This is a genomic window from Achromobacter sp. 1014246743 (assembly GCF_059760725.1).
Genome location: NZ_JCBANA010000124.1, coordinates 1 through 8214, shown reverse-complemented (window position 1 = coordinate 8214; position 8214 = coordinate 1). Strand labels below are relative to the sequence as shown.

The 8214-nt window shown below is 67.3% G+C and carries 8 protein-coding genes; 3 read left to right on the top strand and 5 right to left on the bottom strand.

Going from position 1 to position 8214, the window contains the following annotated elements; genetic code table 11:
• Positions 1–39: 39 nt before the first annotated feature.
• The 3 genes from AC6LJ2_RS29640 to AC6LJ2_RS29630 all read right to left on the bottom strand — a co-directional run bounded on the left by AC6LJ2_RS29640 (position 40) and on the right by AC6LJ2_RS29630 (position 3393).
• Entirely contained in the window at positions 40–1653 is a 1614-nt protein-coding gene (locus tag AC6LJ2_RS29640) for an ABC transporter substrate-binding protein (protein WP_263915783.1), read from the bottom strand.
• A gap of 503 nt (positions 1654–2156) precedes the next feature.
• Complete coding sequence (locus AC6LJ2_RS29635) at positions 2157–2390, bottom strand: hypothetical protein (protein WP_006392557.1); 234 nt, start codon at positions 2388–2390, stop codon at positions 2157–2159.
• Between the two features lie 142 nt (positions 2391–2532).
• Positions 2533–3393: an NAD(P)H-hydrate dehydratase gene (locus tag AC6LJ2_RS29630; protein WP_445658040.1), complete on the bottom strand. Its 861-nt coding sequence runs from the start codon at positions 3391–3393 to the stop codon at positions 2533–2535.
• Between the two features lie 100 nt (positions 3394–3493).
• On the opposite strand from AC6LJ2_RS29630, the gene AC6LJ2_RS29625 reads away from it, so the two are divergent.
• Complete coding sequence (locus AC6LJ2_RS29625; protein WP_263915785.1) at positions 3494–4327, top strand: enoyl-CoA hydratase/isomerase family protein; 834 nt, start codon at positions 3494–3496, stop codon at positions 4325–4327.
• Between the two features lie 3 nt (positions 4328–4330).
• On the opposite strand, the gene AC6LJ2_RS29620 is transcribed toward AC6LJ2_RS29625, so the two are convergent.
• Together AC6LJ2_RS29620 and AC6LJ2_RS29615 are read right to left on the bottom strand one after the other, a co-directional pair.
• Positions 4331–5071, bottom strand: a complete 741-nt coding sequence (locus AC6LJ2_RS29620; RefSeq protein ID WP_263915786.1) for an enoyl-CoA hydratase-related protein — start codon at positions 5069–5071, stop codon at positions 4331–4333.
• Entirely contained in the window at positions 5068–6039 is a 972-nt protein-coding gene (locus AC6LJ2_RS29615; RefSeq protein WP_263915787.1) for an NAD(P)H-dependent flavin oxidoreductase, read from the bottom strand. The genes AC6LJ2_RS29620 and AC6LJ2_RS29615 overlap by 4 nt, the downstream gene beginning before the upstream one ends.
• Before the next feature lie 199 nt (positions 6040–6238).
• On the opposite strand from AC6LJ2_RS29615, the gene AC6LJ2_RS29610 reads away from it, so the two are divergent.
• Both AC6LJ2_RS29610 and AC6LJ2_RS29605 read left to right on the top strand, forming a co-directional pair.
• Positions 6239–6862 carry a TetR/AcrR family transcriptional regulator gene (locus tag AC6LJ2_RS29610; RefSeq protein ID WP_175193624.1) on the top strand — a complete coding sequence of 208 codons (624 nt, stop codon included), beginning with the start codon at positions 6239–6241 and terminating at the stop codon, positions 6860–6862.
• 34 nt (positions 6863–6896) lie between these two features.
• Positions 6897–8045, top strand: a complete 1149-nt coding sequence (locus AC6LJ2_RS29605) for an acyl-CoA dehydrogenase family protein (protein ID WP_025139714.1) — start codon at positions 6897–6899, stop codon at positions 8043–8045.
• The last annotated feature ends 169 nt before the right edge of the window (positions 8046–8214 follow it).

Sequence of the window (8214 nt, the reverse complement as noted above, 5' to 3'; positions counted from 1 at the left end):
GCCCCTCGGGGCAGCCGTTTTTCGTTGCACGAAGCCGGATTACTTGGCGTCGGGCTTGACCGAGGTGGCCAGCGTGAACTGGTCGCGGCGGCCTTCGTAGGTGATGCCCTTGCGGAAGGCCCAGATGCTGCTTTCGAAGTGCAGCGGGATCAGCGGCACGTTGTCCAGTGCGATCTGGGTGGCTTCCTGCAGCAGCTTTTCACGCTTGGGCGCGTCCACCGTCACGATGGCCTGCTTGTAGACCTTGTCGAAGTCGGCGTTGGTGAAGCCGCCGTAGTTGCTGGTGCCCAGGCTGTTGGGCGAGTCGAGCGAAGCGACCCACAGCTGGAACAGCGCCGAGGCTTCGCCCGTTTCCGCCGGCCAGCCGCCCATCGAGAAGCTGAACTCGCGCTTGGCGCGCTTGGGGAAGTAGATCGAGGCGGTCATGGCGTCGACGTTGGTCTTGATGCCGACGCGGGCCAGGTACTGTGCCACGGCCTGGGCAACCTGGCCGTCGTTGACGTAACGGTCGTTGGTCGACGACAGCGTCAGCTCAAAGCCGTTGGGGTAGCCGGCTTCGGCCAGCAGCTTCTTGGCGCCTTCGGGGTCGTACTTGATTTCGGGGGCCTTGGGCAGCGCGCCGAACATGCCGTCGGGCATGTATTGGTAGGCCGGGGTGGCCATGCCGTCCATGATGCGGGCGGTGATGGTCTTGCGGTCGATGGCCATCGAAATGGCCTTGCGCACGCGCAGGTCCTGCAGCGGGTTCTTGCCGTCGGCGGACTTCACGAACGGGCTCGGGTTGCGCGCCACGTCGGGCTGGAAGAACACCAGGCGGGTCGAGGGCGTGGCCACGAAACCGAACTTGGGGTTGTCCTTCAGGCGTTGCAGGTCGCGCGCGGCCGGGTTTTCGATCATGTCGAAGTCACCCGACAGCAGGCCGGTCAGGCGCGGGCCCGCGGACGGCACAGGCACGAACTTCACTTCCTTCCAGTAGGGCTTGGGGCCCCAGTAGTTTTCGTTGCGCACCAGTTCGATGCCGGTGCCCTTGACGTAGGACTTCAGGGTGTACGGGCCGGTGCCGATGGCGTCCTTGCCGTTGTTGAAGTCAGCCACCGTCGGCCACGGGCCGGTCACGCCGCAACCCTTCTTGGGATCGAACGTCAGCTTGCCGTGCTCGACGATGCCGTTCCAGACGATCGGCAGCGAGCGCGCCAGTTCGGCGGGCATCAGCGGGAAGGGCGCGCCGGTCTTGATGATGACGGTGTGCGCATCCGGCGTCTGCACGTCGGTGATCAGCTTGGTCGTGTCCATGTAGGACTGCGACACGTTGGTCTCGTTGTTCAGCGTGCGGCAGATGGTGAACAGCACGTCTTCGGACGTGAACGGCTTGCCGTTGGAGAACTTGACGTCGTCGCGCAGCTTGAATTCCCAGGTCAGGTCATCCAGGTTCTTCCAGGACGTGGCCAGCGCGGGCACCAGCTTCATGTCGGCGCTGCGGCCCACCAGCGAGCTGTAGACGTGCGCCGAGAAGGCGTCGTTCTGCGTCATCTTGTGGTAGTGGGGGTCGGCCGAGGTGGGTTCGGCGGACAGGCCGATCTTCAGCGTCTGGGCCTGGGCAGCGGCCAAGGGAATGGCGGCGGCCACAAGGGCCAGGGTGGTGCGCAACTTCATGGTGACAACTCCGGATGGGGAACGAACCGGATCGTGCAGGCGGGGGGAACAGCGAGGGGGCCAACCGGGAAACAGGACGTCGGCCGGGGGGGCTTGCGGTGTTTTTGGCGCCAGCACGACGGCAAGGGGCCGATTATCGGTAGGGGCTTCGCGCGCTGTCAATGCGCGCCGGGTCGACGCTAGGGTAAACGCCGAGAGGGGCAACGCCGGTGCGGCGGCGCCCAAAATGCCAATCGCCCCAGTGCGAGGCGGTCCCGCTTCGGGACGGCTTCGCGCTGAGGCGACAGGGAATCTTGCTACGGTATTGCGTGGCAGAGGGCGTCGCGGGGGCCCCGCAAGTGGGGCCGGCGCGGCGCGATGGCGTCCGGTGGGGGGAAGGGCTTGGAAGCCCCGGGCGCCGGGATCGACACAACTGGCGCCGCGTGGGCGGCGGGCGTTGCGTCTACAGCACGCTGGGTGAAATCGCGGGAGATCGGTCGCGATTCAGCCCGGCGCGGCTGTTCTTACCACTGCGAGCCGGAGAAGCGCGAGCTGGCGGCGCGGGCCTTGTTCATCGATTCGTTGACTTCGTCGATGAAGGCGAACACGCCAGCGACGGCGGCGGCGATTGCCTGGCCGGCCTTCTTCAGGTTGGTCAGCGGGTGGGAATTCGGTTGGTTCTCGAGAGCGCCGCGGAGCAGGTCACGCTCCAGCGCGTCGGTCAGGCGGGCAGTGTGGTTCAGGGTCAGTTCGCTCATGGTTTGCTCCAGTCCGTTTCGTCTTGGTGAAAACCATTATAGGGAAAACCCTAAATCGAACGCAATGTGTTTTTAGGGGAAAACCCTAGTATGTTGTAAAAATGTTTTTTGCCGCAGGGACTTAGCCAGGCCAGCCAGGGCATCAGCCGCCGTTGCGCAGGCGCCGGGCGGCATCCGCCAGCTCGCCCGCGGTCAGTCCGATCGGGCCGATGCCCTGGGCAACCAGCGTGTCGGCGGCGGCTCCGTGCAGCCAGACCGCCCCGGCCACGGCCTGGTCCAGGGGCAGGCGCTGCGCCAGCAGCGAACCGAGCAGGCCAGCCAATACGTCCCCGGTTCCTGCCGTGGCCAGCCCCGGGTTGCCGCTGGTGTTGCGACGCCAGGCGCCGTCCGGGTTGCAGACGATGCTGCCGGCGCCTTTCAGCACCACCCACGCTGCGTGGCGCCGCGCCAAGGCCTGGGCGGCGGCCGGTCGGTCGGCCTGGACGTGGGCGGTGTCCGTGCCGAGCAGGCGGGCCGCTTCGGCCGGGTGCGGGGTCAGCACCACGGGGCCATCGCCCCAGTTGGGCTGCACGGCGCCCTGGGCCAGCAGGTTCAGGCCGTCGGCGTCCAGCACCAGCGCGGCGCCCTGGCGCAGCACGAACAGTTCGGACAGGGCATTGGCCGCCTCGATGCCCGTGCCGATGCCGCAGCCAGCCACCCAGGCGGTGACGCCCCAGCCGCCTTCCAGCAGCGAGCGTGCATCGCGCAGCATCAGTTCGGGTTGCAGGGGGTCGCAGGCCAGCGGCGCGCTCTCCTGGGCAAAGCCCACCAGCACCTTGCCGGCGCCGGCCTTCAGGGCCGCGCGGGCCGCCAGCAGTGCCGCGCCCTCCATGCCGCGCCCGCCGCCCACCACGCCAACAGTGCCGAAACTGCCCTTGTGGGTGTCCTGGCCCCGCGGGGCGAACAGGGCGGGCAGGTCGTCGCGGCGGATCTCGCGGGCAGGAGCGATGGTGGGGGTGTTCATGGGCTGAGGTTCCTGGTCAGGGTGGCCGTGGTGGCGCATGCCGTATCCACTATAGTGCCCAAAAACGCGCGGCCTTTCGCCCGCGCCACCGGAGAAGACAATGACCGACATCACGCTGGAACACTATTCCGCCTATGAATCCCTGAAGCTGCGCCGGCATCCCAACGGCGTGCTGGAACTGATCATGGGGTCCAAGGACGGCAAGCCGGGCAAGCTGTCCACGGCCGATGACCGCATGCACCGCGAACTGGCCGACATCTGGCGCGACATCGATACGGACCCGGACACCCGGGTGGTGGTGATCCGCGGCGAGGGCAAGGGCTTTTCCGGCGGCGGCGACCTGGATCTGGTGCAGCAGATGGCCGATGACTTCGACGTGCGCACCCGCGTGTGGCGCGAGGCCCGCGACCTGGTCTACAACATCATCAATTGCAGCAAGCCCATCGTGTCGGCCATGCACGGCGCCGCGGTGGGCGCGGGCCTGGTGGCCGGCCTGCTGGCCGACATCTCCATCGCCGCGCGCGACGCCCGCATCATCGACGGCCACACCCGTCTGGGAGTCACGGCCGGCGACCACGCCGCCATCGTCTGGCCGCTCTTGTGCGGCATGGCGCGCGCCAAGTACTACCTGATGCTGTGCGAAACCGTCACGGGCGAAGAAGCCGAACGCATCGGCCTGGTGTCCCTGTGCGTGGACGAGGCCGAACTGATCGGCCGCGCCTTCGAAGTGGCCAACCGCCTGGCGGCCGGTTCGCAGACCGCCATCCGCTGGACCAAGTATTCGCTGAACAATTGGCTGCGCATGGCCGGCCCCACGTTCGATACATCGCTGGCGCTGGAATTCATGGGCTTTGGCGGCCCGGACGTGCGCGAAGGCGTGCAGTCGCTGCGCGAACGGCGGGCGCCGAATTTCCGGCCGGATTCGCCGTTCTGAACCCTATTTCTTGAAGAACGCTGCGAAGGCGGCCTGCGCCTCTTCCGTCTGGAGCCGGGCGCGGAACTGCTGCGCCTCGTAGTCCAGCGTTTCCTGGATAGCCTGGCGGTCCGGGCGCTTGAGCATGGCTTTGGTCAGGCGCAGCGCCGCGGGCGGCTGCCTGGCCAGGCTGGCCGCGGTGTCCTGGGCAGCCGCCAGCGCCTGGCCCTTGGCCGTGACGGCGGTGGCCAGGCCGGCGTCGCAGGCCTCTTGCGCCGAGAACGCCTTGCCTTGCAGCAGCCATTCGGCGGCGCGGCGGGCGCCGGCCAGACGCGGCATCAGCAGGCTGGATGCGCCCTCGGGGCACAGGCCCAGCGCCACGAAGGGCATGCGCAGCGTGGCGCCTTCGCCGATGTAGACGAAATCGCAATGCTGCAGCAGCGTCACGCCGATGCCGATGGCGTAGCCTTCGACTGCGGCGATGATGGGCACATCGGCCTGGGTCAGCGCGCGCAGGAACGTCAGGCCGGCGCTGTCGCCGGCGCCGCGCTCCGCCTGGAAGTCGCGCAGGTCGTTGCCGGCCGTGAAGTGTTCGCCCGCGCCGGCCAGGATCACCGCGGACACCGAGGGGTCCGCGGCGGCTTGCGAGATCTGCGCCGTCAGCGCGGCATAGGTGGCGGTGTCCAGCGCGTTGCGGCGGTCCTGGCGATCGATCACCAGCGTCAGCACCGCGCCTTCGCGGGAAACCTTCAGGCCGGCGCTCATGCGTAGGTCCTGCCTGCCAGTTGTTCCTTGGCCTTGGCATACTCCTGGCGCAGCGTGTCGACGATCTGCCGCGTGGGCTGCACGCTGGCGATGCCGCCCACGCCCTGGCCGGCGCCCCAGATGTCTTTCCAGGGCTTGACGCGGCTGGAGCCGAAATTGGACGCGCCGCTGTCGGGCTGGGGCAGGTTGGCGGGGTCGAGCCCGGCGGCCGTGATGCTGGCCTTCAGGTAGTTGCCCGGGATGCCGGTAAAGAACGGGGTGTAGAGAATGTCGGACGCGCTGGCCTCCACGATGGCCGACTTGTAGCCGTCGCTGGCGTTGGCTTCGTCGCTGGCGATGAAGCGCGTGCCCATGTAGGCGAAGTCGCAGCCCATGGCCAGCGCGGCCAGCACGTGTTCGCCGGCCGTGATGGCGCCCGACAGGATCAGCGGGCCGTCGTAGAAGCGGCGTACTTCGGACACCAGCGCGAACGGGCTGAGCGTGCCGGCATGGCCGCCCGCGCCCGCGCACACCAGGATCAGGCCGTCGACGCCCGCTTCCAGCGCCTTTTCGGCGTGGCGGATGGTGGTGACGTCGTGGAACACCTTGCCGCCCCAGTCGTGCACGCCTTTGACCAGGTCGCCGGGCGCGCGCAGGCTGGTGATGATGAGCGGCACGCGGTGGCTGGCGCACACGGCCAGGTCCTGTTCAAGCCGGTCGTTGGACTGGTGGATGATCTGGTTGACGGCGTACGGGGCCACGGCGGCGCCGGGGTGGGCCTCGCGGTACGAGGCCAGGCCGGCTTCGATTTCGTCCAGCCAGTCGGTCAGGAGGCTCTGGGGCCGCGCGTTCAGCGCCGGAAACGAACCGACGATGCCGCTCGTGCATTGCGCAACGACCAGTTTCGGGTTGGACACGATGAACATGGGGGCGCTGATGACCGGCAGGGACATCTGGCCATACAAATCAGTCACTAGTGAGTGGGGCATAGCGTCGTCGCGTGAAGTTTCGGGGAATCGCGCAAGGGTGGCTTGAGCGGCGGGAACGGATGTGCCTATAATTACCTACCGACCGTCCGGTAATTAATTAATCTTTATTTAACGGCAAGCGCCGAACTGCTGTCAATGGAAGGGACCCTACCAATGGTCCGCTATTGAAGAAGCCGGCGCCGCCCCACCAGGCCCCTTCATGCCGACCTCTGCTGCCCCAGCTTCCAAACGTGCCCGCGCCGGCCGGCCGCCCACCATGGCGGCGCCGCGCGAACGCATCCTGGCCGAAGCCGCGAAGCTGTTCGCGCGCAGCGGCTACGACGGCAGTTCGGTGTCGGACCTGGCCGCCGCCATCGGCGTGTCCAAGGCGGCGATCTACCACTACTTCACGACCAAGCAGGACATCTACGACGCGATCATCCTGGCGGTGCTGAACGGCCTGACCCAAAGCGTGGGGCAGGACGTGGCGCGGGCCGAGGGCGCGGCCGACCGGCTGCGGGCGTTCATGGTGGGCCACGCGCGCTATTTCGAGCAGCACCACGCGGAGTTCGTGACGATGCTGATCGGCTATTCGGGCATGGCGCTGCCCGAACGCGAAGACGCGGCGCGTCTGCGTGACGGCTACGAGAAGCGGCTGCGCGAGGTGATCGCGCAAGGCGTGGCGGATGGCGCCTTCCGCGCGCTGGACGTGCCGGCCACGGGCCGCGCGGTGCTGTCGATGCTGAACTGGATGGTGCGCTGGTACAAGCCCGGCCAGGGCGACAGCGCCGAGACGATCGCCGCCGGCTATTTCGATTTACTGGTTGGCGGCCTGCGCGCCTGAGCGTGGCCGCCCCACACCCTGAGAGACCCTGATCATGGCCCTGGATACCGAAACCCTGACCCTGTTGCTGGACGCCGTGCGCCGCTTTACGCACGAACGCCTGATCCCCGCCGAAGACGAGCTTGCTGCCAGCGGCCAGGTGCCGCCGGACATCGTGGCCGAGATGCGCGAGCTGGGCCTGTTCGGCCTGTCGATTTCGCCGGACTACGGCGGCCTGGGCCTGACGATGGAAGAAGAGGTGCGGGTGGTGTTCGAACTGGGCCAGACGTCGCCGGCATTCCGCTCGCTGGCGGGCACGAACATCGGCATCGGTTCGCAGGCGATCGTGCTGGCCGGTACGGACGAGCAACGCGCACGCTACCTGCCGCGCCTGGCCAGCGGCGAGCTGATCGGTTCGTTCGCATTGACGGAGCCGGACGCCGGCTCGGATGCGATGGCGCTGCGCCTGTCGGCGGAGCGAGACGGCGACCACTATGTGCTGAACGGCACGAAGCGCTACATCACGAACGCGCCGATCGCGGGCCTGTTCTCGGTGATGGCACGCACGGCCCCGGAACGCCGCGCGGCGTCGATCTCATGCTTCCTGGTGGAAGCCGGCACGCCGGGCCTGATCATCGGCAAGCCAGACAAGAAGATGGGCCAGGCGGGCGCGCTGACCAGCGATGTGGTGTTCGACAATTGCCGGGTACCGGCGTCGGCGCTGCTGGGCGGCGAGGAAGGCAACGGCTTCAAGACGTCGATGCGGGTGCTGGACAAGGGCCGCCTGCACATTTCGGCGCTATGCGTGGGCATTGCAGACCGCCTGCTGCGCGACGCGGTGCAATACGCCATGGACCGCAAGCAGTTCGGGCAGCCGATCTCTGAATTCCAACTGATCCAGGCAATGATTGCCGATAGCCAGGCAGAGCTGTACGCGGCACGCTGCATGGTGCTGGATGCCGCAAAGATGCGGGATCGCGGCGAGAACACGACGATGCAGGCGGCGTGCTGCAAGCTGTATGCGACGGAGATGGTGGGGCGGGTGGCGGATCGGGCTGTGCAGATTCACGGGGGGGCTGGGTATATGTCGGAATATGCGGTGGAGCGGTTTTATCGGGATGTGAGGTTGTTCCGGATTTTTGAAGGGACTACGCAGATTCAGCAGTTGGTGATTGCTCGGGAAGTGATCAAGGCTCAGGGGTAGTTTTTTTTGTTTGTTGCCTTGAGGTTTGTGTGACGAGTTGATCTTCGTAGGTCGTCCCTGGCGGCGGTGTCATGCGGGGCGGGCGCCCACGATTGCGGTCCGGAGCGTTCGCTCCGGACTGCCCCGTCGTCATCGTCGTCCGCCTTCGGCTCCCTTGTATCTTGAGCCC

Excerpts from the sequence above, each read along its gene's own strand:
- AC6LJ2_RS29605 (WP_025139714.1), top strand. The coding sequence starts at position 6,897 with ATGGCCCTGGATACCGAAACCCTGACCCTGTTGCTGGACGCCGTGCGC.
- AC6LJ2_RS29640 (WP_263915783.1), bottom strand. The coding sequence starts at position 1,653 with ATGAAGTTGCGCACCACCCTGGCCCTTGTGGCCGCCGCCATTCCCTTG.
- AC6LJ2_RS29610 (WP_175193624.1), top strand. The coding sequence starts at position 6,239 with ATGCCGACCTCTGCTGCCCCAGCTTCCAAACGTGCCCGCGCCGGCCGG.
- AC6LJ2_RS29625 (WP_263915785.1), top strand. The coding sequence starts at position 3,494 with ATGACCGACATCACGCTGGAACACTATTCCGCCTATGAATCCCTGAAG.
- AC6LJ2_RS29620 (WP_263915786.1), bottom strand. The coding sequence starts at position 5,071 with ATGAGCGCCGGCCTGAAGGTTTCCCGCGAAGGCGCGGTGCTGACGCTG.
- AC6LJ2_RS29615 (WP_263915787.1), bottom strand. The coding sequence starts at position 6,039 with ATGCCCCACTCACTAGTGACTGATTTGTATGGCCAGATGTCCCTGCCG.
- AC6LJ2_RS29635 (WP_006392557.1), bottom strand. The coding sequence starts at position 2,390 with ATGAGCGAACTGACCCTGAACCACACTGCCCGCCTGACCGACGCGCTG.
- AC6LJ2_RS29630 (WP_445658040.1), bottom strand. The coding sequence starts at position 3,393 with ATGAACACCCCCACCATCGCTCCTGCCCGCGAGATCCGCCGCGACGAC.